Annotated in this window: 26 protein-coding genes and 1 pseudogene; 17 read left to right on the top strand and 10 right to left on the bottom strand. The window is 48.7% G+C overall.

Annotation, left to right across the window (positions count from 1 at the left end):
* Nucleotides 1-18: 18 nt before the first annotated feature.
* On the bottom strand, nucleotides 19-366 hold the full coding sequence (locus tag PsW64_RS27925) for an SH3 domain-containing protein (protein ID WP_208980766.1): 348 nt from the start codon (nucleotides 364-366) through the stop codon (nucleotides 19-21).
* A 41-nt stretch (nucleotides 367-407) separates the two neighbouring features.
* Between PsW64_RS27925 and PsW64_RS13050 the strand changes: the two genes are divergently transcribed.
* Nucleotides 408-1124, top strand: a complete 717-nt coding sequence (locus PsW64_RS13050) for a phosphoribosylanthranilate isomerase (RefSeq protein ID WP_063303882.1) — start codon at nucleotides 408-410, stop codon at nucleotides 1122-1124.
* Between the two features lie 15 nt (nucleotides 1125-1139).
* Nucleotides 1140-2354, top strand: a complete 1215-nt coding sequence (trpB, locus tag PsW64_RS13045; RefSeq protein ID WP_057463198.1) for a tryptophan synthase subunit beta — start codon at nucleotides 1140-1142, stop codon at nucleotides 2352-2354.
* A gap of 80 nt (nucleotides 2355-2434) precedes the next feature.
* Here the strand turns inward: trpB and PsW64_RS13040 are convergent, their stop codons facing one another.
* On the bottom strand, nucleotides 2435-3346 hold the full coding sequence (locus tag PsW64_RS13040) for a methylated-DNA--[protein]-cysteine S-methyltransferase (protein ID WP_063291214.1): 912 nt from the start codon (nucleotides 3344-3346) through the stop codon (nucleotides 2435-2437).
* A gap of 107 nt (nucleotides 3347-3453) precedes the next feature.
* The gene (locus tag PsW64_RS13035) at nucleotides 3454-3963 is read right to left on the bottom strand and encodes a DUF2244 domain-containing protein (protein ID WP_208980764.1); all 510 of its coding nucleotides are present in this window, start codon (nucleotides 3961-3963) and stop codon (nucleotides 3454-3456) included.
* A gap of 100 nt (nucleotides 3964-4063) precedes the next feature.
* Between PsW64_RS13035 and nth the strand changes: the two genes are divergently transcribed.
* Complete coding sequence (gene nth / locus PsW64_RS13030) at nucleotides 4064-4783, top strand: endonuclease III (protein WP_063286235.1); 720 nt, start codon at nucleotides 4064-4066, stop codon at nucleotides 4781-4783.
* A gap of 16 nt (nucleotides 4784-4799) precedes the next feature.
* Here nth and irrA read toward each other — a convergent pair whose 3' ends face one another.
* On the bottom strand, nucleotides 4800-5231 hold the full coding sequence (irrA, locus tag PsW64_RS13025) for an iron response transcriptional regulator IrrA (RefSeq protein ID WP_057463201.1): 432 nt from the start codon (nucleotides 5229-5231) through the stop codon (nucleotides 4800-4802).
* A gap of 373 nt (nucleotides 5232-5604) precedes the next feature.
* Here irrA and fabA point away from each other — a divergent pair, with 373 nt between their 5' ends.
* The 3 genes from fabA to fabI all read left to right on the top strand — a co-directional run bounded on the left by fabA (nucleotide 5605) and on the right by fabI (nucleotide 8315).
* The gene (gene fabA / locus PsW64_RS13020; protein WP_057463202.1) at nucleotides 5605-6120 is read left to right on the top strand and encodes a 3-hydroxyacyl-[acyl-carrier-protein] dehydratase FabA; all 516 of its coding nucleotides are present in this window, start codon (nucleotides 5605-5607) and stop codon (nucleotides 6118-6120) included.
* Between the two features lie 94 nt (nucleotides 6121-6214).
* Nucleotides 6215-7432, top strand: coding sequence for a beta-ketoacyl-ACP synthase I (gene fabB / locus PsW64_RS13015; RefSeq protein ID WP_063286233.1), 1218 nt, complete (start codon nucleotides 6215-6217; stop codon nucleotides 7430-7432).
* A gap of 55 nt (nucleotides 7433-7487) precedes the next feature.
* Nucleotides 7488-8315, top strand: coding sequence for an enoyl-ACP reductase FabI (gene fabI / locus PsW64_RS13010; protein WP_063303881.1), 828 nt, complete (start codon nucleotides 7488-7490; stop codon nucleotides 8313-8315).
* A gap of 87 nt (nucleotides 8316-8402) precedes the next feature.
* Here fabI and PsW64_RS13005 read toward each other — a convergent pair whose 3' ends face one another.
* On the bottom strand, nucleotides 8403-8951 hold the full coding sequence (locus tag PsW64_RS13005) for an SH3 domain-containing protein (RefSeq protein ID WP_063286232.1): 549 nt from the start codon (nucleotides 8949-8951) through the stop codon (nucleotides 8403-8405).
* A gap of 249 nt (nucleotides 8952-9200) precedes the next feature.
* Here PsW64_RS13005 and PsW64_RS13000 point away from each other — a divergent pair, with 249 nt between their 5' ends.
* Nucleotides 9201-10187, top strand: a complete 987-nt coding sequence (locus PsW64_RS13000; protein ID WP_057463206.1) for a 2-hydroxyacid dehydrogenase — start codon at nucleotides 9201-9203, stop codon at nucleotides 10185-10187.
* A gap of 48 nt (nucleotides 10188-10235) precedes the next feature.
* Here the strand turns inward: PsW64_RS13000 and dnaQ are convergent, their stop codons facing one another.
* From dnaQ to PsW64_RS12975, 5 genes are all read right to left on the bottom strand, one after another.
* Nucleotides 10236-10943 carry a DNA polymerase III subunit epsilon gene (gene dnaQ, locus PsW64_RS12995; protein WP_063303880.1) on the bottom strand — a complete coding sequence of 236 codons (708 nt, stop codon included), beginning with the start codon at nucleotides 10941-10943 and terminating at the stop codon, nucleotides 10236-10238.
* Between the two features lie 2 nt (nucleotides 10944-10945).
* A complete protein-coding gene (gene coaE, locus PsW64_RS12990; RefSeq protein ID WP_063300551.1) occupies nucleotides 10946-11545 on the bottom strand; it encodes a dephospho-CoA kinase in 600 nt (199 codons plus the stop codon).
* Nucleotides 11546-12379, bottom strand: a complete 834-nt coding sequence (locus PsW64_RS12985; RefSeq protein WP_063303879.1) for a shikimate dehydrogenase — start codon at nucleotides 12377-12379, stop codon at nucleotides 11546-11548. It abuts the gene before it with no gap.
* Nucleotides 12376-12972, bottom strand: a complete 597-nt coding sequence (locus PsW64_RS12980) for a Maf family protein (protein WP_057463210.1) — start codon at nucleotides 12970-12972, stop codon at nucleotides 12376-12378. The genes PsW64_RS12985 and PsW64_RS12980 overlap by 4 nt, the downstream gene beginning before the upstream one ends.
* A gap of 61 nt (nucleotides 12973-13033) precedes the next feature.
* Nucleotides 13034-13882, bottom strand: a complete 849-nt coding sequence (locus PsW64_RS12975) for a pyruvate, water dikinase regulatory protein (protein WP_082596851.1) — start codon at nucleotides 13880-13882, stop codon at nucleotides 13034-13036.
* Between the two features lie 427 nt (nucleotides 13883-14309).
* On the opposite strand from PsW64_RS12975, the gene hemE reads away from it, so the two are divergent.
* The 10 genes and pseudogenes from hemE (at nucleotide 14310) to PsW64_RS12925 (ending at nucleotide 21601) form a co-directional block, all read left to right on the top strand.
* Nucleotides 14310-15338 carry a uroporphyrinogen decarboxylase gene (gene hemE, locus PsW64_RS12970; RefSeq protein ID WP_057463211.1) on the top strand — a complete coding sequence of 343 codons (1029 nt, stop codon included), beginning with the start codon at nucleotides 14310-14312 and terminating at the stop codon, nucleotides 15336-15338.
* Nucleotides 15339-15370: 32 nt separating this feature from the next.
* A complete protein-coding gene (gene hemJ / locus PsW64_RS12965; protein WP_063303878.1) occupies nucleotides 15371-15799 on the top strand; it encodes a protoporphyrinogen oxidase HemJ in 429 nt (142 codons plus the stop codon).
* 267 nt (nucleotides 15800-16066) lie between these two features.
* The gene (gene rho / locus PsW64_RS12960) at nucleotides 16067-17332 is read left to right on the top strand and encodes a transcription termination factor Rho (protein ID WP_057463213.1); all 1266 of its coding nucleotides are present in this window, start codon (nucleotides 16067-16069) and stop codon (nucleotides 17330-17332) included.
* Between the two features lie 222 nt (nucleotides 17333-17554).
* Nucleotides 17555-18175 carry a GNAT family N-acetyltransferase gene (locus tag PsW64_RS12955; RefSeq protein WP_063303938.1) on the top strand — a complete coding sequence of 207 codons (621 nt, stop codon included), beginning with the start codon at nucleotides 17555-17557 and terminating at the stop codon, nucleotides 18173-18175.
* A complete protein-coding gene (locus tag PsW64_RS12950; protein WP_063303877.1) occupies nucleotides 18138-18713 on the top strand; it encodes a GNAT family N-acetyltransferase in 576 nt (191 codons plus the stop codon). The genes PsW64_RS12955 and PsW64_RS12950 overlap by 38 nt, the downstream gene beginning before the upstream one ends.
* Nucleotides 18706-19278: pseudogene (locus tag PsW64_RS12945) on the top strand (GNAT family N-acetyltransferase). Before PsW64_RS12950 ends, PsW64_RS12945 begins: the two are co-directional and overlap by 8 nt.
* A complete protein-coding gene (locus PsW64_RS12940) occupies nucleotides 19271-19864 on the top strand; it encodes a GNAT family N-acetyltransferase (RefSeq protein ID WP_082831105.1) in 594 nt (197 codons plus the stop codon). Before PsW64_RS12945 ends, PsW64_RS12940 begins: the two are co-directional and overlap by 8 nt.
* Nucleotides 19845-20435: a GNAT family N-acetyltransferase gene (locus tag PsW64_RS12935; protein ID WP_208980763.1), complete on the top strand. Its 591-nt coding sequence runs from the start codon at nucleotides 19845-19847 to the stop codon at nucleotides 20433-20435. The genes PsW64_RS12940 and PsW64_RS12935 overlap by 20 nt, the downstream gene beginning before the upstream one ends.
* Complete coding sequence (locus tag PsW64_RS12930) at nucleotides 20428-21018, top strand: GNAT family N-acetyltransferase (RefSeq protein ID WP_063303876.1); 591 nt, start codon at nucleotides 20428-20430, stop codon at nucleotides 21016-21018. The genes PsW64_RS12935 and PsW64_RS12930 overlap by 8 nt, the downstream gene beginning before the upstream one ends.
* Nucleotides 21011-21601 carry a GNAT family N-acetyltransferase gene (locus tag PsW64_RS12925; RefSeq protein WP_063303875.1) on the top strand — a complete coding sequence of 197 codons (591 nt, stop codon included), beginning with the start codon at nucleotides 21011-21013 and terminating at the stop codon, nucleotides 21599-21601. The genes PsW64_RS12930 and PsW64_RS12925 overlap by 8 nt, the downstream gene beginning before the upstream one ends.
* The last annotated feature ends 49 nt before the right edge of the window (nucleotides 21602-21650 follow it).

Genomic DNA, 21650 nt, shown 5'->3' with positions numbered 1-21650 from the left:
GAAGAGTGAGTGCGTCGGTCAGACGCGCCGCATGTAGCCTTTGTAGACCCAGCCGATTTGTTCGGAGGTTTGGGCGTCGCGGATGCCTAGCCAGTTGCCTTTGCAGTCGGCGATGTTGATTGCCTGATTGGGGATGAGGCGGCCGATGACGTTGTAATTGGTTCCGGGGCCGGTACGGAGGTTAAGCACGCCTGACTTCAATGGCTTAACTGCATACGTGCCAGCGCATGCCTGATCAAACCCGATGGGCACTTGTGGCTGGTGCTGGTAGACTGTCTGTGCTGGGGAGCTGCTTGCAAAAGCAACGAGTGCTCCACATATACCAAGGGTCATCAGATGACCGCGATAAACTACAGATATTCTCATTGGTCCCGTCCAGTTGAGGTTCCATAAATGACCAGAACAGGGTGACAAACCCCGATAATTTTGGTCTAACGGTCATTCTGGTATTGCTTGAACACGGTGCAAATATGGTCTCTTCCGCTATGATAAAAATCTGCGGCATCTCTACAAAGGAAACTGCGGACGCGGTTACGAAAGAACAAGTCGATATGATCGGATTTGTCTTTTTTCCGAAAAGTCCGCGTTATGTTCCGATGGCTAAAGCCAAAGAGCTGGCAGACCATGTGCGCGGCAAAACGCAGATTGTTGCGCTTACTGTGAATATGGATGATGCAGGCCTGAAGGAAATTGTCGACACTATCTCACCAGATGTTTTGCAGCTGCACGGGAGTGAAAGCCCTGAGCGCTGTGCCGAAATTCGGGAGATTTTTGGTCTGCCTGTGATGAAAGCCTGCGGGATTTCATCTGCAGAAGACGTGGAGGCACTTGCGCCCTATGTTCCGCATGTAGATCGATTTCTTCTTGATGCAAAGCCACCAAAAAATTCCGATATTCCGGGAGGAAATGGTGTCAGCTTTGACTGGAAACTGCTACAAGGCCTAGAACTTGGAAAGCCTATCATGCTTTCTGGCGGCTTAAGCCCTGAAAACGTCCGCGAAGCTTTGGCAATCTCCGGAGTGAGTGATGTCGATGTTTCATCCGGCGTCGAACGCGAGAAGGGCGTTAAAGACATCGAGTTGATTGAGGCTTTTGTGCGTGAAGCGCGCAGCGTTGCCGAGTGAATTTGGGAAGAATTAATGAACCAGCAAGCCAACACATTGCGTTCCGGTCCGGATGATCGCGGCCACTTTGGTGATTTTGGGGGTCGTTTCGTAGCTGAAACGCTCATGCCTTTGATCCTGGATCTGGAAAAGGCTTACAGTGACGCGAAGGCTGACCCAGCATATGCGGCAGAGCTGGAAAACCTGAACACCCACTATACTGGTCGCCCATCTGCGCTTTATTTCGCTGAACGCCTGACAGAAGAGCTGGGCGGCGCGAAGATTTACTTTAAGCGCGATGAGCTGAACCACACAGGGTCCCACAAGATCAACAACTGTATTGGTCAGATCCTGCTGGCTAAACGTATGGGTAAAACCCGCATCATCGCGGAAACCGGTGCTGGTCAACATGGTGTTGCGACCGCAACAGTTTGTGCGCGCTTTGGTTTGCCATGCGTTGTTTACATGGGTGCAACTGACGTTGAGCGTCAGAAGCCGAACGTGTTCCGCATGAAACTGCTGGGGGCTGAAATTGTTCCCGTTACTGCGGGTGCTGGTACGCTCAAGGACGCGATGAATGAAGCGCTACGTGACTGGGTAACCAACGTGGATGACACGTATTACCTGATCGGTACAGCTGCTGGCCCGCATCCTTATCCAGAGATGGTTCGTGACTTCCAGTCTGTGATTGGGGAAGAAACCAAAGAACAGTTGATGAAAGCAGAAGGCAAATTGCCAGATGCTCTCGTTGCTGCAGTTGGTGGTGGCTCTAACGCGATTGGTCTGTTCCACCCGTTCCTTGATGATCCATCCGTTGAGATTTACGGCGTTGAAGCTGGTGGTAAAGGCCTTCAGGGTGAAGAGCACTGTGCCTCGCTGAACGCAGGTAAGCCGGGCGTACTGCATGGTAACCGCACCTATCTGCTGCAGGATGATGACGGACAGATCCTTGAAGGACATTCCGTGTCAGCAGGTCTGGATTATCCTGGTATCGGCCCTGAGCACTCCTGGCTGAAGGATACAGGCCGTGTGAACTACGTGCCTGCAACCGATGAGGAAGCTCTGGATGCATTCCAGATGCTGACCCGCGTTGAAGGTATCATTCCAGCTCTGGAGCCAAGCCATGCGCTTGCTCAGGTGATCAAGATGGCGCCTAAGATGGACAAAGACAAAGTGATCGTCATGAACCTTTGTGGTCGTGGTGACAAGGACGTCTTCACTGTTGGCAAGATCCTTGGATTTGACCTGTAAGTCATTTGATTTTCAAATGAAAAAGGCGGGCCTTGTGCTCGCCTTTTTTGTTGCCTGATATTGAAACGGACGTGAAACGATTAGCCCGTGGCAGCAATGCCATCCAGAACGCCGGAAACGCCAGCTTCCCAGCCCAAAATGGCGCGCTTACGAGTGATGCCCCAGTGGTAGCCACACATATTGCCCTTTGCCCCGAGGACGCGGTGACACGGAACGACGAAGGACAGCGGGTTCTTTCCGACGGCTGTTCCAACAGCACGAGAGGCTTTGGGATTACCGAGGTTATTCGCGATCTCCGAATATGTGGTAGCCTTGCCTAAAGGAATTTTCAGAAGTGTTTGCCAAACGCGGATTTCAAAGTCCGTACCAATGAAGACAACACGAAGCGGCTGATCTTCCTTCCATTTATTTGGTTCGAAGATGCGGGAGACGTAAGGAGCGGTGAGTTGCTGGTTCTCTTCAAACTCAGCAGCTGGCCAGCGTTCGCTCATGTCAGTAAGTGCTTTTGCCTCTTCACCAGCATCAGCAAAGGCAAGACCTGCCAGACCACGCTCTGTTACCATCAGCAGGACAATCCCAAACGGGCAGGGGTGAAAGCCCCAACTGATTTTTACGCCTGCACCACGCCGTTTGTAGTCGCCGGGCGTCATCGCCTCATGGGTCACAAACAAGTCATGCAAACGGGCAGGGCCTGAGAGGCCAACTTCGAGCGAGGCTTCCAGAATACTGGCAGAATCTTGCAAAAGAGCGCGTGCGTGATCGATGGTGATGGCTTGCAGGAACTGTTTAGGAGTAATGCCTGCCCATCTTGAAAACACCCGTTGAAGCTGAATTGGCTGAAGGCCAACGCTGTAGGCAAGCTCTTCAAGGGAGGGTTGTTCCCTCCAATTCTCGGAGATGCCTTGAAGGGTTTTCTGGACGACACGATAGTCCTCAAGAGCAGAACTGTCTTCTACAAACGTGCCATTTGCGAGATTGGCTGCATTAAACATCTTGATTCACGGCTCTTAGATTTCGTTTCTCATTAGGTAAAATCTAGATGATCCTCAGCCTGAGAGCCACCCGAAACGCGAGTACATGGAAACAGAGTATTTCAGGCTCAGGCGTGATCAAACCCACGATTGCGCGCGGAGTGGATTGCCTGAGAAAACGCAGAGGCGAAGCTTGTCCGGTCATCCGGGTTCAAAAACGCACCAACAATGAGGAAAAGTTGATCAGAACGCACCAAAATGCGCGTAACTCCAACATCATCATCCCGTTCGATATGGAGTTTCATGTGAAACGGATTGAGCACATACTCCTGCACGTCGCCTTTGTACGTGACGTGTTTCAATCTAACCTCAAGCGGGGAAACGCTGATTTCCTCATAGGTTTCGGCCGTCGCAAAGTTGTGCCTGAACGCGAGCCAGAGAAAGAGAACAGGTAATGATAGGAGGATAGGCGCGGGCCATAATCCCATCAGAACAAGCACGAGCGAATAAAAGCCAGCAATCAAGCCAGCGCACCAAAGAACGATGTTCACGCCCCGGCGGGACAGTGAGCGGTGCGGGGTTAGAACAGCCTGAAAGAAAGGGGGATAAGGCTCCCGCTTTTGAAGATCATGGGGCATTGGTGCTATTTCGCACTCTGTTTCATTGCTACTCTTTATCGCTTAAGAGTATAGAGCTTTCATAGCCTACGCAAAGTCACTTATTTCCTTCGAGAGTCCTATGGTTGACGCTACCAAAACAAAGAAGGTTGCATCTTCTTCCAGTACACGCAAAAAGCCGGTTTCCAGATCAAGGTATTCTAAAGCCGAGATCTACGAAATCTTTGCGGCATTTGAAAAAGACAATCCAGAACCGGAAGGGGAGCTTAATCATTCCAACGAGTTCACGCTGCTGGTTGCTGTTGTGCTTTCCGCTCAAGCAACAGATGCCGGAGTGAACAAAGCGACAAAACATCTCTTCCAGATTGCAGATACGCCAGAGAAGATGGTTGCTCTTGGAGAAGATAAGATCCGTGAAGAGATCCGCACAATCGGGCTCTATAAAAACAAAGCAAAGAACACGTTTTTGCTCTCTCAAATGCTGATTGAGCATCATGGTGGGCAGGTTCCGCAAACCCGTGAGGAGCTGGAAGCTTTGCCGGGTGTTGGCCGTAAAACAGCTAATGTGGTGTTGAATATCGCTTTTGGGCAGCCGACGATTGCGGTAGACACGCATCTCTTCAGGATTGCAAACAGGTTAGGGCTTGCCCCCGGCAAAACACCGCTGGATGTTGAGTTGAAACTGGAAAAGATAATACCGCAAGATTTTATGCAGCACGCACACCACTGGCTGATCCTACATGGCCGTTACATCTGTAAGGCGCGCAAGCCGGCGTGCGATCGCTGCATCATCTATGATCTTTGCAAAAGCAAAGAGAAAATCTTGAAAGAAGTTGCCTGAGAAAAAGCAGAGGCTCTTAATGCATCTGCTTTTTACGGAGACGAACAACCACTTCCACGCGGGAAATTTCCATTCCTTCAGGTGGGACTGGCAAGTTGTCTAGTGTCAGGCCACTGTCTGGAATGTCGATTACACGGTTCTCATCTTCCAGGAAGAAATGGTGATGCTCAGAAGTGTTGGTGTCGAAGTAAGTCTTTGTTCCTTCAACAGCAACTTCACGCAGCAAACCAACTTCAGTGAACTGATGAAGTGTGTTGTAAACTGTCGCCAGAGAGACGGGCACATTCGCAAGGATAGCTTCTTCGTGAAGGACTTCCGCCGAGATGTGGCGATTACCCTGAGAATAAAGAAGCTCAGCCAGTGCCACGCGCTGACGTGTAGGGCGCAGACCTGCGTCTCTTAGCATCCCTGTTACATCTTGATGTTCGTTAGCAATCTGCGAGCTCATTTTTTCCTACTTTAGTTCTTTAGGGTGCTGATGTTTTAACACCTACGCACCAATTCTACCAGCATTAGATTAAAAGCAACCTATTGACCTGCACCAAAGCACTCTCAATATAAGGGAGCATAACCCTTGATACATCAAGCTAAAACCAAGCAGGATTAACCGGACTGCTTATAACAATAATAAGAATAGTATAAGTTTAACACAACTGCGTACATTGAGCACACGCAAACTCACATACATCGCTCTTTCGATATTCGGGCTCGTGTGCTAGGAAGGCCCGAACAGTTAATACTTAGAACCATCGTTACGTTTAGGTAAGGTGAACCCTACGTTTTTCTGGCCTCAAACAAACGACAAATTATGCGGGAATAGAATGCACGAGAAGCGTTCAAGCTACGATAAAGAAGCTCTGCTGGCCTGTGGTCGCGGTGAGCTGTTTGGCCAAGGCAATGCACAGCTGCCACTTCCTCCTATGCTGATGTTTGATCGCGTCACCGAAATTTCTGAGGAAGGCGGCGAGTACGGCAAAGGCGTAATTCGTTCTGAATTCGACATTAATCCAGATCTCTGGTTCTTCGAATGTCACTTCCAGGGCGATCCTGTTATGCCTGGCTGTCTTGGTTTGGACGCTCTGTGGCAGATGACTGGCTTCTATCTTGGCTGGCTCGGCGAGCCAGGTCGTGGTCGTGCACTTTCTACCGGTGAAGTTAAATTCACAGGTCAGGTTACTCCTGACGTAAAAATGCTGGAATTCGGTGTTGATATGAAGCGCGTTATGCGCTCCCGCCTGAAACTGGCAATTGCTGATGGCTGGGTAAAAGCTGACGGCGAGACTATTTTTGTTGCGAAAGACCTGCGCGTTGGTCTGTTTCAAGACGAAGCAAAATAAGTAATCAAATTATGCGAGGGTTTGTCATGTGGAATGACGAACCCTTTTTTGGAATTGGGTCCGATTGGACCGCTTAACCCACGGGAGACCTTAGATGAGGCGTGTGGTTGTTACTGGTATGGGTATTGTTTCTCCTCTTGGCAACAATGCTGAAGAAGTGAAAGCAAGCCTTTACGAAGGTAAGTCCGGTATTGTTGCAGCTGAAGACTACGAGAAGCTCGGCTTCCGTTGTCAGGTTCATGGCGCACCTACCTTGGATCCATTGGAAAAACTTGGCCGTCGTACCTCTCGCTTTATGGGTGAAGGCGCTGCATGGAATTACATTGCCATGGAGCAGGCCATTGAAGATGCTGGTCTTTCCGAAGATCTGGTTACCAATGACCGCACAGGCCTGATCATGGGTTCTGGTGGACCATCCACCAAAGCGATCGTTGAAGCTGCGGATATCACCCGTGAAAAAGGCCCACGCCGCATCGGGCCGACCGCTGTTCCGAAAGCTATGAGCTCTACGAACTCAGCAACGCTTGCAACACCATTTAAAATTCACGGCGTCAACTACTCCATTTCCGCAGCTTGTGCGACAACCAATATCTGTATTGGTAATGCCTATGAGCTGATCCAATGGGGTAAACAAGACGTGGTATTTGCGGGCGGTGGCGAAGAACTGGACTGGACACTCTCCAACCTGTTTGATGCTATGGGCGCAATGTCTTCCAAGTACAATGACACTCCTTCTACTGCTTCTCGTCCATATGACAAGAACCGTGATGGCTTTGTTATTGCTGGCGGCGGCGGCGTGCTGGTTCTTGAAGAACTTGAACATGCAAAAGCACGTGGCGCAAAGATCTACGCAGAAATCGTTGGTTACGGCCAGACTTCTGATGGTCACGACATGGTTGCACCAAGTGGTGAAGGCGCAGCTCGCTGCATGAAGATTGCGCTTAAAGACGTTGATTGTGACATTGACTACATCAATCCACATGCAACCTCTACGCCTGTTGGTGACATCAAAGAAATTGAAGCGATCCGCGCCGTGTTCGGCGACAAGGTTCCGCCAATTTCTGCGACTAAAGCGCTTTCTGGCCACTCTTTGGGTGCTGCCGGCGTTCATGAAGCGATCTACTCTTTGCTTATGATGGAAGGCAATTTCATTGCGGCTTCTGCTCATATTGAAGAATTAGATCCGGATTTTGAGGATATGCCAATCGTAAGAGAACGCGTAGATAATGCAGAATTGAATTGCGTTCTTTCAAACGGCTTTGGATTTGGCGGCACCAACGCGACCGTCGTGTTTAAGCGATACAAAGACTGAGTTTGAGGTCCTGAGCTTGCTCAGCTCCTTTAGCTTTTGATTAAAGGAGTTTTCTATGAGCAAGCTTATGCAAGGCAAGCGTGGTCTGATTATGGGCGTTGCCAATGACCACAGCATTGCCTGGAGCATAGCCAAAACTCTTGCTGAACAGGGTGCAGAAATGGCGTTTACCTACCAAGGTGACGCCTTCGCCCGACGCGTAAAACCACTGGCAGACAGTGTTGGCTGCGACATGCTTCTTCCATGCGATGTGGAAGACATTGATAGCGTGGACAAGGTTTTCTCTCAGCTCCAGGAAAAATGGGGCTCCATCGATTTCCTCGTGCACGCGATCGCGTTTTCAGACAAATCTGAGCTGCGTGGCCGTTATGCAGACACTACCCGCGATAATTTTGCCCGCACCATGCAGATCTCCTGTTTCTCCTTCACAGAGATTGCAAAGCGAGCGGCTGATTTGATGCCGAACGGCGGTTCCATCCTGACACTAACGTATGGCGGCGCGACAAGCGTGATGCCAAACTATAACGTTATGGGCGTTGCCAAGGCAGCGTTAGAAGCATCTGTACGTTATCTGGCTATGGACTTTGGCGAGCAGGGCATCCGCGTGAATGCAATATCTGCAGGGCCAGTTCGCACACTTGCTGGCGCAGGCATCTCAGATGCCCGGTTGATGTTCAATTTCCAGCAGGCAAACTCTCCTCTGAAGCAGACTGTCACAACCGAACAGCTTGGCGGTTCTGGTCTCTACCTTCTGTCAGAACTGTCTGGTGGGGTGACTGGTGAGGTTCACTTTGTGGATTCTGGTTACAACATCGTTTCCATGCCACGCATGAAAGAGTTGAAGACTGCCGACAAGCTGATGCGCGCAAAGGAAACTGTCTAAGTTTCTTTTGATTGTTCAGGTGAAAAACAAAAAATGCCTCCAAGTTTCCTCAGAGGCTTTTTCTTTGATCTGTTATTAGTGCCGAGGTCAGTTGTTGATTGTCTCGTTCTTATAAACACCAAACAATCTGCTCTGATCAATCCAGCCTTCAAAATCTTTGCCAGAAACGCGGCAGTAGCCATCTGTGCATTCAACAACACCAGCAAGAACCAAAGGCTCAAGAAACGCGATGATCTCTTCATTCGGGCCAGGCCGCTTACGGAGAGGGGTGGTTTCAACGGTGTTTTCCAGCCAAGGCGTTACCAGTGCAGAGCGGTAGCCAGTCAGCAAGGTTTTGAAAACCCAACCGTCTTTGCCTTCCCAATCGCGAATGCGGCGCCAGTCGTCATATTCCTGAATGACTTCAACCGGCAGCCTGCTGCGAACGAAAGTCCAACCAATGTCGTGGTTTCTGCTTGGACCTTTGCGAACGTTCACTCTGTCAGATTTAAGACTGACAAAACGCGGAACTGGAAGACCAGATACACCAGAACCTGCAGACTGGGCCTGAGCGGTGATTACGAATGGGGAAACAAAAAGGAATAATAGAAAAGTAGCTGCAAGGGCACTAAGAGTACGAAAGCTTTTATTTTTCATAGTGATACCAAAACTTCCCGTAGGCTAATCCGTAATTTTCACTAAAATCGAGACACAAGTATCATACCTTAGATCTCGCGATTTCCGATAGTGGCTGCTATTAGATGTAGACGTGTTTGACAAGTCTTGTTTTCACCGGAACATTTGGTAATGAAACTTTGACAGCCTGTAAGACCTTTGAGTCATTGACTCATATGGTGATTAGGGCAGGGTTAAAAAACTTCGAATTTTTGACAGAAGGCGGGGACGATGCCAAAAAAGAAGCCTATTGTGGTTGTGACGCGGAAACTGCCGGATGTTGTTGAAACACGCATGCGCGAGCTTTTCGACACACGGTTGAATGAGCAAGATAAGCCGTTCACACAGGCAGAGCTTGTGGAAGCCGTCAAAATTGCTGATGTTCTTGTCCCCACTGTTACAGACCGCATTGACGCTTCGGTTTTGGCTCAGGCTGGCCCTAATCTGAAAATGATTGCCAACTTTGGTAACGGCGTCGACAATATCGACGTAATCTCTGCCAACAATCGCGGTATTGCAGTTACCAATACAGCTGGTGTGATGACCGAAGACACCGCAGACATGACCATGGCGCTTATTCTTGCCGTTCCGCGTCGTCTTTCTGAAGGCATGAAGAAGATTGAGAACAAGGAATGGGACGGCTGGTCTCCAACCTGGATGCTTGGTCGCCGTATCTGGGGCAAACGTCTCGGTATCATCGGCATGGGCAGGATCGGTCAGGCGGTCGCCAGACGCGCAAAAGCGTTTGGTATGTCTATCCATTACCACAATCGAATTCGCGAGCCTCTGGAGCTTGAAGAGCAGTTGGAAGCTACTTTCTGGGAGAGCCTGGATCAGATGCTTGCGCGCATGGATGTCGTCTCCATCCATTGTCCGCATACGCCGGGTACCTACCACTTGCTTTCCGCACGCCGTTTGAAGCTGATGAAGCCTGATGCGTACATCGTGAACACCGCTCGCGGTGAGATCGTGGATGAAAACGCGCTGATCCGTCAGATTGAGTCAGGTGAACTTGCAGGGGCGGCGCTGGACGTGTTTGAGCACGAGCCTGCGATCAACCCGAAGCTTGTGGCATCCGACAAGGTGGTTGTGTTGCCTCACATGGGTTCAGCAACAATCGAAGGGCGTATTGATATGGGTGAGAAGGTCATCATCAATATCAAAGCCTTTATGGACGGACATCGTCCACCGGATCGCGTTTTGCCATCTATGCTCTGATAACAGTTTGAAGCGCTTCAGAAATCTGGAGCGCTTTTTGTTTGAAACCTACTTCAGATACTTGTTCCAGGCAGGGTCAGATTTCATTCCAGCAAGGAATTTGGCGTGTGCCTCAATTTCTTCCTCTGACAGGTAAGGGGAGAGAGGGTTTAGGCGTTGCTTGGCTGCGACGCGCTTTTTGGGCTCATCATTGAGTTTATCTAGATCGATCGCTTCATCGTCTGGCACCAGACCAAGATTTTTCTGCTTACCGCCATTCATCTCCAGATAAACTTCAGCCAGCAGTTCCGCATCGAGCAACGCGCCGTGGTATACGCGCTTTGTGTTATCCACGCTGTAGCGCGAACACAAAGCATCCAGAGACACCGATCCGGTCGGGAACTTTCTGCGTGCGAGCTTTAGAGTATCCAGCACCTGCGTATTGGGAATTTTTGGTTTATTACAACGCCCAAGCTCCATGTTGATGAAGCCCATATCGAATGGAGCGTTGTGAATGACCAGACGAGAATCTCCTACAAAATCAAGAAATTCGTCAGCTACATCGACAAATAGCGGTTTGTCTGAAAGGAACTCAGCAGAGAGGCCGTGAATACGGAACGCTTCTTCTGGCATATCTCGTTGCGGGTTGACGTAGAGATGACAGGTGCGGCCCGTTGGAATGAAATTTATGAGTTCCACTCCGCCGATTTCAACCAGCCTATCCCCATCAAGCGGATTCAGGCCTGTGGTTTCAGTATCGAAGGAGATTTCGCGCATAATTACACCGTTCTAGAAGCGATAGAAGACACAGCGCGCATAATGGCACCCACTGCACGACGGGCCGGCTCAACGCCTCGGCCAGTGTCGACAATAAAATGCGCTTTTTTGCGTTTTTCTGCGTCGTTTAACTGTTTTGCGTAGATAGCCTCAAATTTCTCTTCTGTCATGTCTGGTCTTTCAAGAACACGCTGACGCTGCACATCATATGGTGCAGAAACCACGACGACTGCATCAACAGCCTTGTGTTTGCCGACCTCGAAGAGGAGAGGGACGTCGAGAACAACGACCTTACGACGGTCTAGTTTTGCTTGGTGCAGAAACTCAGTTTCAACTTCCTGAACGAGCGGGTGGATGAGGCTTTCCAGAAGCATCATCTTTGCTTTGTCGTGAAGGACGATTTTACCGAGGGCTTCGCGGTCAATCCGTCCATCTTTAGCAGTACCGGGAAAGGCGCTGCCAACAGGTTCAACAGCTTTGCCAGTGTAAAGCGCATGGACGGCAGCATCTGCGTCATAAACAGCAGCTCCAGCCTCTGCAAAGAGCTTTGAGGTGGTTGATTTCCCCATTCCAATCGAGCCAGTCAGACCGAGAATAACCATTCAGGTAAGTCCCATTTCTCTCAGGATCATCTCACGAAGCTCGTCAGTAACTTTCGGACGAACTCCAAACCATTTTTCAAAACCCGGTACAGCTTGGTGAAGTAGCATTCCCAGACCATCAACCGTCGAATTGCCACGCTGAGCAGCATTGCGAAGCAGTTTGGTTTGTAACGGAGAGTAAACTATATCCGTCACAACTGCTGATTTCGACAGGTTATCAAGATCAATGTTTAATTCTGGTTGTCCAGACATACCAAGAGAGGTCGTGTTCACCAGAAAATCCGCTTCTCCAAGCTTTTCCCCCAGACTATCCCATTCAATTGCGATGGTATTTGGGCCAAAATGATCTGCAAGTTTCTGCGCTTTTTCTAGTGTTCTGTTGGCGATATACACTTCTGTGTATTCTCTGGACAGCAACGCCCAAATAATCGCCCGGGAGGCGCCGCCAGCCCCCAGAACAACGGCTTTATTCCCGTTGTTATCCCAGTTTGGCAGCATCTGGTCGAGATTTCCCAGAAAGCCAAGACCGTCGGTGTTTGAGCCATTCAAGACACCTTCATCATCCAACCAAAGCGTGTTTACAGCCCCAATCATTTTGGCTGCATCATCCAACTTCTCAGCAGATTTATACGCATGCTCTTTGTTTGGAATTGTCACGTTACAGCCAACAAACCCATGCTCAGCCAATGCGCTGTAAAAGCTTTCGGCAGTCTCAGGAGGCACATCCTGTGCGATGTAGCTGCCTTCTATGCCGTGCTGTTTGAGCCAATAACCATGTATCAGAGGGGATTTTGAGTGACCAATAGGATGTCCTGTGACAGCTGCGTTCCTCATTTTTTCAAAACCTCAATCTCGCGCAAGAAAGAGAGGAGGCTCAGGAGAGGCAGGCCCAACACTGTGAAGTAATCGCCCTCAATCTTATCAAAGAGCTGCACGCCTTCAGCTTCCAACTGATACGCACCAACGCTGGAGAGAATTTCGGATCCGGTTCGCTCAATGTACCAATCCAGAAAATCTTCAGATAACTCACGCACATTCAGAATTGCCGTCGAAATACCTTCCCAGACAACTTCACCATCTTTAACAACACATGCTGCAGAATGAAGCGCGTGGCTTTTGCCGGAAAAGCTCATGAGTTGCTTGCGGGCTGCGTTCAGATCTTCTGGCTTAACGAGACGCTTTCCTTCGAATGCCAGGATCTGATCAGCGCCAACGACATAAGCACCATGATTTCGGGCGGAAACTTCTTTCGCTTTCGCAACGGATAATTTTGCTGCAATCACTTCTGGATCCACACCAGTGGAAAGCAATGGCTCTTCTATCTGTCGCTCATCAACATTTGCTGGAATACGATCAAAAATTAAGCCTGCATTTTCTAAGAGAGTCGCGCGAATTTTACTTCCGCTCGCTAAAATCAGTCGAGTCATACTCTGCTTTCTCAATCTGAGGATTTCTTGTGCTGTTTATTGGGATAAAGCGCGATGCTTCTCAATATTCTTCTGTCTCTTTTTGCTCATTTTTATGTTTTCGGAGCAAATCCATGATCTCGGCTGCTGTTTCTTCGATAGAGCGACGCGTTACATCGATGAGCGGCCAACCATTTTCAGCACACAACCGTTTCGACATCGCAATCTCCTGAGCAATTGATTTGCGATCAACGTAGGTGTCGTTGTCTGTTTTGGCATCCAGCGACAAAATGCGGTTCTGGCGGATATCCCGAATACGTTCGGCCGTGGCCATCAGACCAACCACGAGAGGTCTTTTGGCTTTCAGGAGCTGACGGGGAGGGCGCATATTGGGAATGAGCGGGATGTTAGCCGCCTTAATACCTCTATTTGCCAGATAGATAGAGGTTGGCGTCTTAGAGGTTCGGCTAATGCCGACGAGAATAACGTCTGCTTCGTCCAAAGCTCCAGCGATTTGGCCATCATCATGCAGCATGGTGTAGTTCATCGCTTCCATGCGCTGGAAGTATTCCTCATCCATCACGTGCTGTCCGCCCACACGCCACGTTTCTGTGACGTTCAGATAGCTATGGAAGACCTGATAAACGGGCTTGAGAACATTAACGCATGGAAGACCCAAATCCTGACATTTACGCTCCAGACGGCGGGCATAGGATTGTTCCACAAGGGTGTAGAGAACAATTCCTGGTGCAGATTCAATCTCTTCCAGGACTCTACTCAACTGCTTGTCATGCCGGATCAGCGGGTAAACATGCTCGATGGGCTGAATATTCTCATATTGCGCGGTCGCAGCACGCACAATTGTCATCAAAGTTTCGCCCGTTGAGTCCGAAACCATGTGTAAATGGAAGTAGTTAGAGTGGTTACCCAAGGTATCATCCTCAACATTCCTAAGAGACTTGGAAAAACTAGCCAAATCTCACTGTGCTTTCAAATTAATGCCCGCTGACCCTAATCCGTCAACAATTCCATATTTTGAGAATACTGATTTCGAAACGACTTGGATAAACGGGATTGCACATTGCCCACGCAAAAGATTCACAGCACAGCATACGGGATAAACTGTGATCTGTGGTTATTTTCCAGATTGTAACCTATTGAATCTTTAGAAAAAACAATTTGTTTTCGACTCCTGTTGCGAGTCTTGCTTGTTTTTGATCTGTGACTTTTCCTATTAGGGTTTTCTCAGTTAGGAATTGTGGAATTAAATTGATCCCTGCTATTCACTCACTAATAGAAATAGAAACTTCCAAATAAGAAGATTCTTTTTAAGCAGGCTTGGGAAAAAGAGGCGATTTATGGAATCTCATGAAAGAGCGGTAATGCGCGTTTTGGCAGGCGAGAAACTAGAGCGCCCACCAATCTGGATGATGCGCCAGGCAGGACGGTATTTGCCTGAGTACAGAGCTGTACGAGCTCAAGCACCGAATTTTCTCGACTTCTGCTACAATACCGATCTTGCGACAGAAGTTACTCTCCAACCCATTCGCCGGTATGGCTTTGATGCTGCCATCCTATTTTCTGACATCTTCGTTGTTCCAGATGCGCTTGGCTACCCTGTAAATTTTGAGGAGGGTCGAGGACCAGTTCTCGAACCACTTTCGACAGAACTCGTTGATAAGCTTGATCAAGCTAGGACGATGGAGCATTTGGCTCCTGTTATCGCCACAGTCGAGCGTTTGAGAGCGGAGTTACCGACTGAAACCACCCTTCTGGGCTTCTGCGGAGCCCCGTGGACGGTCGCTTGCTATTCTGTGGCTGGTCATACCACCCAGGACCAGTTTGCCGCTCGTATCGGCTCCTATCAGGATCCTGAGCTTCTGACTGCTTTCATTGATCAGCTGGTTGAAGCTTCGATCACGTACCTGGTGGCTCAGTTTGATGGTGGTGCAGATGCATTGCAGATCTTTGACACCTGGGCAGGTGTTCTGGATGACATCGGTTTTGAGCAGTGGTCTGTTGGTCCGACCCGCAAGATCGTTGATGGTGTGAAAGCTCAGCGTCCAAACGCAAAGATCATCGGTTTCCCGAAAGCATCAGCTGCTCGCTTGAAGCGCTATGTTGAAGCTACTGGTGTTGATGCAGTTGGTCTGGACTGGACTGTTCCGGCAGAAGTGGCGCAGGAAATTCAGAAAATTGTTCCTGTACAGGGCAATATGGATCCAATGCGCCTTGTTGCTGGTGGACGTGCGCTGGAAACTGGAATAGATCACGCTCTCGAAGTTTTGGGTAATGGTCCGCACATCTTTAACCTTGGTCATGGCGTTGTTCCGCAAACTCCGCCAGAACATGTTGCTGAGATGGTGAAGCGGGTTAAAGGCCTGTAAGCAGGCACTGCGAATTAGATAAGGCGCGGATCATGGATGATGCATATTCCTGGGCGAAGTCCCTCCACATAATCTCTGTGATTGCCTGGATGGCGGGATTGTTCTACTTGCCGCGCCTTTTCGTTTATCACACGAACGCTGAAATCGGTTCTGATAAGAGCGAGACCTTCAAGATCATGGAGCGCCGATTGTTTAAGGCGATTATGGCTCCATCCATGATGGCCACCTGGATTTTTGGCTTGTGGTTGGTTTATCTGCTTGATGCTTATTTTGATCTTTGGTTTATGCTGAAGTTTTCACTGGTTATACTGATGACGATATATCACGTGATGCTTTCACGTCATGTCACCAAGTTTGCGCAGGATCAAAATAAGAATAGTGAGCGCTACTTTAGAATTATTAATGAACTACCGACACTATTAATGGTTGCAATTGTGTTCCTAGTGATCTTTAAACCCTAGGTGATCCGAACATTCGAATTTTAATATTGGAAAATTAGGAGAATTAGTGGGCAATAAGCACTTGCCGAATTCAATTCGATTAGTTATTGTCCCCGCAACTTCACGATGTAGCTTATGTGATCGCTGATCTCCTAGCGATTTTCGAAGGTCGATAAATATCGTATCTAGATGAGCTGCTATTCCCCCCTAACGTTTTGTGTTCGAAAGTTCTTGATCCTTCTAAAGCTAAATCAAGTCCAGAACCCATAGTAAAGACGATCCCTATTGATGCGGGAAATGAAACTCAGAGACCTGAAAACTAAGAGCGCAACTGAACTCCTCGCTTTTGCTGAGGAACATGACGTTGAAAATGCAAGCACCATGCGCAAACAGGAACTTATGTTTGCGATTTTGAAGAGACTTGCAGAGCAAGATATTGAGATCATCGGCGAAGGTGTCGTAGAGGTCCTCCAAGATGGATTTGGATTCCTCCGCTCTCCTGATGCGAACTACTTGCCAGGCCCAGACGATATTTACGTTTCACCTTCACAGATCCGTCGCTTTTCTCTGCGCACCGGTGATACTGTTGAAGGCCAGATCCGTAGTCCTAAAGAAGGTGAGCGTTATTTCGCCCTTCTAAAAGTCAACAAAATCAACTTTGAAGACCCTGAAAAGGCGAGACATAAGGTTCACTTTGATAACCTGACACCGCTTTATCCAGATGAGCGCTTCAATCTTGAAATCGAGAATTCTACCTCCAAGGATATTTCTTCTCGCATTATTGATCTTGTAGCTCCGCTCGGCAAAGGCCAGCGTGCTTTGATCACTGCGCCTCCTCGGACAGGTAAAACAGTATTCCTTCAGAATATTGCGAAATCTATTACCACCAATCATCCTGAATGTTACCTCATCGTTCTGTTGATCGATGAACGTCCGGAAGAAGTAACGGATATGCAACGTACAGTTGATGGTGAAGTTGTATCTTCTACCTTTGATGAGCCAGCTACTCGTCACGTTCAGGTTGCTGAGATGGTTATTGAGAAGGCAAAGCGTTTGACCGAACATGGTCGCGACGTTGTTATCCTTCTGGATTCCATTACTCGCCTTGGCCGTGCTTACAACACCGTTGTTCCTTCCTCCGGTAAGGTTCTGACCGGTGGTGTTGATGCGAACGCCCTGCAGCGCCCTAAGCGCTTCTTCGGTGCTGCGCGTAACATTGAAGAGGGTGGTTCTTTGACCATCATCGCAACGGCGCTGATTGATACCGGTAGCCGTATGGATGAAGTTATCTTCGAAGAATTCAAGGGTACCGGTAACTCCGAAATCATCCTTGATCGTAAGATCTCTGATAAGCGCGTCTTCCCAGCAGTTGATATTCAACGCTCTGGTACTCGTAAGGAAGAACTTCTTGTTCCTGCTGATAAGCTCAAGAAGACTTTCGTTCTGCGCCGTATTCTCAGCCAGATGGGTACTGTTGATGCTGTTGAGTTCCTGCTCGACAAGCTGCGTCAGACCAAGTCCAATGATGACTTCTTCGACTCTATGAATACCTAGGTTTACTGCCTACCGAATTTTTCAGCCCCGCTCGTCAATTCGGTGAGCGGGGCTTTTTTATTTTTTAAGCCAATGTATTTGAATAAAAATGTCTACTGATGAAGCATCTGCAACTTCTGGGAAGGGTACAATGCTTAATATCTTTTGCAAATGTGGTTGTGTTCTCAGAGAGATGCGGTTTTTTATCTGAGGACCTTGGCAGCAAGATTAGATGAGACACTCATGAAAGTAGTAGCTTTGGATAAATGTCCGCGGATTGAAACTGATCGACTTGTTTTGCGGAAATGGGAGCCACGGGATTTAGATGGTCTCTATCGCCTAAATACCGATCCCAAGGTGGGAGAGTTTTTCCGCACACTAAACTCTCCTGAAGAAACACCTTTGCTGCTGGAAGTACATTTGCTCAAACAACAGAAAGATGGCTTCTGCTTTCCTGTGATCGAAGATAGAGCCACAGGAGCTTTTCTCGGGTTCTGCGGGTTTAACGTCCCTCTTTACCAAGAGCTGATGTTTTTTGAGCCGTGCATTGAAATGGGTTGGTGTCTTATCCCTGAAGCCTGGGGGAAGGGGATTGCAGTCGAGGCAGCTAACATCTGGCTTAAATTCGGATTTGAAACTCTTCAGTTAGAAGAGATTGTATCTTTTACTGTTGTTCAAAATCATCGATCGCGACGTGTAATGGATAAGCTCGGTATGGTTCATGATCCAGCTGAAGATTTTGACTTTCCCGGTGTTGAAACAGATGATCCGTTATGCCGACATGCTTTGTACCGACTTTCTAAAGAACGATATTTTAGGCGATTGAATGACAGAGATATTGATAGAGAGATGTCCTCGGGTTGAAACCGAGAGGCTTGTTCTTCGTAAGTGGGAAGAGCGGGATCTGGAGGGGCTGATCCGCATGAATGGTGATCCGAGAGTAATGGAGTTTTTTCCATCTCTTCAATCTTCGGAGGAAGCCAAGCGGTATCTTGAGATTAGTATTCGGCAACAAGAGAAACATGGTTTTTGTTTTCCTGTGGTAGAGGACAAAGAGACAGGCACTTTTCTGGGTTTTTGCGGGCTCAACGTTCCTGGCTACAGTGGGCCCTGCGTTGAAATTGGCTGGCGACTTATCCCTGAGGCATGGGGAAAGGGTATCGCTGTAGAAGCGGCTAAGTTCTGGCTTGGATTCGGATTCGAAACACTTCAACTCGATGAAATTGTCGCCATCGTGGTCGTTCAAAATCATAAGTCGCGACGCGTCATGGAGAAGCTTGGTATGATGCATGATCCCGCCGAGGATTTTGACTTTCCGAATGTGCCCGTTGATGATCCCTTATGCCGACATGCGTTGTACAGGCTCTCTGCTAATCGGTTCCGCGAGCAAGCTAATGGCTGAGGTCGTGATTGATCGGTGTCCGCGTATTGAGACTGAGCGACTTGTATTGCGGAAGTGGGAAGAGCGAGATCTGGATGGTGACCCGAGAGTGATGGAGTTTTTTCGCTCTCTGAATACGCCAGATGAATCAAGGCAGTTTCTTGAGATCATGATGAGATAGGAGGAAAAGCACGGCTTTTGTTTTCATGTGGTGGAAGACAAAGAGACTGATGCTTTTCTTGGATTTTGTGGTCTCAACGTTCCTAGTTACAGCGGGCCGTTGCCATGTGAGCCGTGCGTTGAAATCGGTTGGCGGCTTACCCCAGAGACATGGGGAAAGGGGATTGCTGTCGAAGCGGCTAAGTTCTGGCTTGGATTCGGATTCGAAACACTTCAGCTGGACGAAATTGTTGCCATCACGGTCGTGCAAAATCACAAGTTCCGGAGAGTGATGGAGAAGCTTGGCATGACACATGATCCCGCTGAGGACTTTGATTTTCCGAATGTTCCGGTTGACCATCCTTTATGCCGACATGTTTTACATCGTCTTTCAAAGCAAAGTTTTTTGGAGCTAAATAATGATTGAGACATTGATTGATAGGTGCCCACGTTTAGAGACGGAACGGCTTGTTTTGCGGAAATGTGAGCCAAGGGATCTCGATGGATTTATTAGGCTGAATACTGATCAAAGAGTTTATGAATTCTTCCGTTCAAATCCGTCCCTAGAAGACTGTGAAAAAGGGTTTCAATTGGGGATGAAAAAGCAGAGGAAGGATGGTTTTGGCTTTGCTGTGATGGAGGACCGTGAAACAGGTTCATTCCTTGGCTTTTGTGGACTAGAAATTCCTTCTTATGATGCTGGATCGTTGCCGTTTGAGCCATGTGTTGAAATTGGTTGGCGGCTTCTTCCTGAGGTCTGGGGGAGAGGGATTACAGGAGAAGCCTCACGTCGGTGGCTCAGGTTCGGGTTTGAAATTCTCAAACTTGATGAAGTTGTGGCCTACACTGTTGTGCAAAATCACAAGTCCCGGAGAGTGATGGAGAAGCTTGGCATGACACACGATCCTGCTGAGGATTTCGATTTTCCAAACGTAGATCAAGATCACCCTTTATGCCGGCATGTTTTGTATAGGCTCTCTGCAGATAAGTTCCATGAGCAAGCCAGTGACTGAGATTGATCGGTGTCCACGCATTGAGACAGAACGGTTGGTTCTGCGGAAATGGGAAGAGCGAGATCTGGATGGGCTTGCGGAGCTGAATGCAGATCCGCGAGTGATGGAGTTTTATCCATCGGTGTTGTCGCGTGCTGAGAGTGAGAAGATGTTGGCGCGTTATATGGATGCGCAGCAGCAGTATGGTTTTTGCTTTTCGGTGATCACTCAGAAGGGAAGTGGGCGGTTTCTTGGATATTGCGGGCTGAAGGTTCCGGGGTATCAGCAGCATCTTTCATTTGCGCCCTGTGTTGAGATCGGCTGGCGGCTCTTACACTGTGAGTGGGGAAAAGGAATTGCCACGGAAGCTGCACAAATGTGGCTTAGATTCGGACTCGAAACTCTACAACTCAATGAGATTGTCAGCTTTACGCCCGTGCAGAATTCTCCCTCAGAGAAATTGATGCAGCGTCTGGGTATGGTTTGCGTTGAAGAGTTTGAGCACCCTATGCTTGAGGATGGCCATCGGCTCAAACGGCAAGTGCTCTACAAGATGACACGACAACGGTATTTGGGGCAGGGCTATGATTGAAGATGTCATCGACAAATGTCCGCGTATTGAGACTGAACGGTTGGTGTTGCGGAAGTGGGAAGTGCGGGATCTGGAGGGACTTGTTCAGATGAATGCAGATCCGCTGGTGATGGAGTTCTTTCCGGCGGTGATGTCTCAGCAGGACAGTGAGCGGATGTTTGAGCGGCTCATTGTGAAGCAGGTGAAGTATGGGTTTGGTACTCCAGTTGTTGAAGAACGGGCCTCAGGGAGGTTTCTAGGGCTTTGTGGGCTGGGTATACCGACCTATCCAGAACCGCTTCCTTTCGATCCGTGTGTGGAAATTGGGTGGCGGTTGTTACCTGATGCGTGGGGGAGGGGAATTGCTCAGGAAGCCTCGCATGTCTGGCTTAGATTCGGATTCGAAACTCTTTGTTTAAATGAGGTTGTGAGTTTCACTTCTGCTGTCAATCGGCGTTCTGAGAAGGTTATGCAGAAGTTGGGAATGGTGAGGGGTGCTTCAGAGGACTTTGATCATCCTTTGATTGAAGAGGGGCATCCATTGAGGCGACACGTTTTGTATCGCCTTTCTAAAGAGAAGTATTTGGAACGGGAAGATGGTTGAGACATTAATTGATAAGTGCCCACGTATTGAAACCGAGCGGCTTGTATTGCGGAAGTGGGAAGAGCGGGATCTGGACGGCATAGTTGAGATGAATGCGGATCCACGTGTGATGGAGTTTTTTCCGGATGTGATGTCTCACGATGAGAGTGCTCACATGCTTGCGCGTTTGATGGCTAAACAGGACGAGCTGGGGTTCGCATGTCCAGTTGTCGAGGATCGGGCTTCTGGAAGGTTCCTTGGCTTTTGTGGTTTGAACATTCCGACTTATCCAATACCACTCCCGTTTGATCCGTGTGTGGAGATTGGTTGGCGGCTTATCCCGGATGCCTGGGGGAAGGGGATAGCGCAGGAAGCAGCTCGTATCTGGCTTGGATTCGGATTCGAAACTCTTGAGATTGATGAGATTGTGAGCTTCACAACGGAGACGAACTTACGTTCTCAAAAGCTCATGCAACGGCTGGGTATGACGAGGAATTCAGCTGATGATTTCAATCATCAAATGTTGGAGGATGATCACCCGTTGGTGCGTCATGTGCTTTACCGTTTAACGAAGGATCGTTTTGAAAGCGTATCCAAGAGCTGAACTTAATTGAATACTCGAACATGGGTGATCTGTGAATTATGTGATGTTT

Origin of the sequence: Pseudovibrio sp. W64 (assembly GCF_001623145.1) — a bacterium.
Taxonomy (GTDB): Bacteria; Pseudomonadota; Alphaproteobacteria; order Rhizobiales; family Stappiaceae; genus Pseudovibrio.
Note: the sequence above shows the minus strand (reverse complement) of the source record. Positions and strands in the feature narration are given on the sequence as shown.

What these genes read in the sequence shown, in the direction of transcription:
- trpB (WP_057463198.1), top strand. Translation starts at nt 1,140, where the DNA reads ATGAACCAGCAAGCCAACACATTGCGTTCCGGTCCGGATGATCGCGGC.
- nth (WP_063286235.1), top strand. Translation starts at nt 4,064, where the DNA reads ATGGTTGACGCTACCAAAACAAAGAAGGTTGCATCTTCTTCCAGTACA.
- PsW64_RS12940 (WP_082831105.1), top strand. Translation starts at nt 19,271, where the DNA reads ATGATTGAGACATTGATTGATAGGTGCCCACGTTTAGAGACGGAACGG.
- PsW64_RS27925 (WP_208980766.1), bottom strand. Translation starts at nt 366, where the DNA reads ATGAGAATATCTGTAGTTTATCGCGGTCATCTGATGACCCTTGGTATA.
- PsW64_RS12980 (WP_057463210.1), bottom strand. Translation starts at nt 12,972, where the DNA reads ATGACTCGACTGATTTTAGCGAGCGGAAGTAAAATTCGCGCGACTCTC.
- PsW64_RS12985 (WP_063303879.1), bottom strand. Translation starts at nt 12,379, where the DNA reads ATGAGGAACGCAGCTGTCACAGGACATCCTATTGGTCACTCAAAATCC.
- fabI (WP_063303881.1), top strand. Translation starts at nt 7,488, where the DNA reads ATGAGCAAGCTTATGCAAGGCAAGCGTGGTCTGATTATGGGCGTTGCC.
- coaE (WP_063300551.1), bottom strand. Translation starts at nt 11,545, where the DNA reads ATGGTTATTCTCGGTCTGACTGGCTCGATTGGAATGGGGAAATCAACC.
- PsW64_RS13000 (WP_057463206.1), top strand. Translation starts at nt 9,201, where the DNA reads ATGCCAAAAAAGAAGCCTATTGTGGTTGTGACGCGGAAACTGCCGGAT.
- dnaQ (WP_063303880.1), bottom strand. Translation starts at nt 10,943, where the DNA reads ATGCGCGAAATCTCCTTCGATACTGAAACCACAGGCCTGAATCCGCTT.
- PsW64_RS12955 (WP_063303938.1), top strand. Translation starts at nt 17,555, where the DNA reads ATGAAAGTAGTAGCTTTGGATAAATGTCCGCGGATTGAAACTGATCGA.
- PsW64_RS13005 (WP_063286232.1), bottom strand. Translation starts at nt 8,951, where the DNA reads ATGAAAAATAAAAGCTTTCGTACTCTTAGTGCCCTTGCAGCTACTTTT.
- PsW64_RS12950 (WP_063303877.1), top strand. Translation starts at nt 18,138, where the DNA reads ATGACAGAGATATTGATAGAGAGATGTCCTCGGGTTGAAACCGAGAGG.
- PsW64_RS12935 (WP_208980763.1), top strand. Translation starts at nt 19,845, where the DNA reads ATGAGCAAGCCAGTGACTGAGATTGATCGGTGTCCACGCATTGAGACA.
- PsW64_RS12930 (WP_063303876.1), top strand. Translation starts at nt 20,428, where the DNA reads ATGATTGAAGATGTCATCGACAAATGTCCGCGTATTGAGACTGAACGG.
- PsW64_RS12925 (WP_063303875.1), top strand. Translation starts at nt 21,011, where the DNA reads ATGGTTGAGACATTAATTGATAAGTGCCCACGTATTGAAACCGAGCGG.
- PsW64_RS13040 (WP_063291214.1), bottom strand. Translation starts at nt 3,346, where the DNA reads ATGTTTAATGCAGCCAATCTCGCAAATGGCACGTTTGTAGAAGACAGT.
- fabB (WP_063286233.1), top strand. Translation starts at nt 6,215, where the DNA reads ATGAGGCGTGTGGTTGTTACTGGTATGGGTATTGTTTCTCCTCTTGGC.
- PsW64_RS13035 (WP_208980764.1), bottom strand. Translation starts at nt 3,963, where the DNA reads ATGCCCCATGATCTTCAAAAGCGGGAGCCTTATCCCCCTTTCTTTCAG.
- hemE (WP_057463211.1), top strand. Translation starts at nt 14,310, where the DNA reads ATGGAATCTCATGAAAGAGCGGTAATGCGCGTTTTGGCAGGCGAGAAA.
- rho (WP_057463213.1), top strand. Translation starts at nt 16,067, where the DNA reads ATGCGGGAAATGAAACTCAGAGACCTGAAAACTAAGAGCGCAACTGAA.
- hemJ (WP_063303878.1), top strand. Translation starts at nt 15,371, where the DNA reads ATGGATGATGCATATTCCTGGGCGAAGTCCCTCCACATAATCTCTGTG.
- fabA (WP_057463202.1), top strand. Translation starts at nt 5,605, where the DNA reads ATGCACGAGAAGCGTTCAAGCTACGATAAAGAAGCTCTGCTGGCCTGT.
- irrA (WP_057463201.1), bottom strand. Translation starts at nt 5,231, where the DNA reads ATGAGCTCGCAGATTGCTAACGAACATCAAGATGTAACAGGGATGCTA.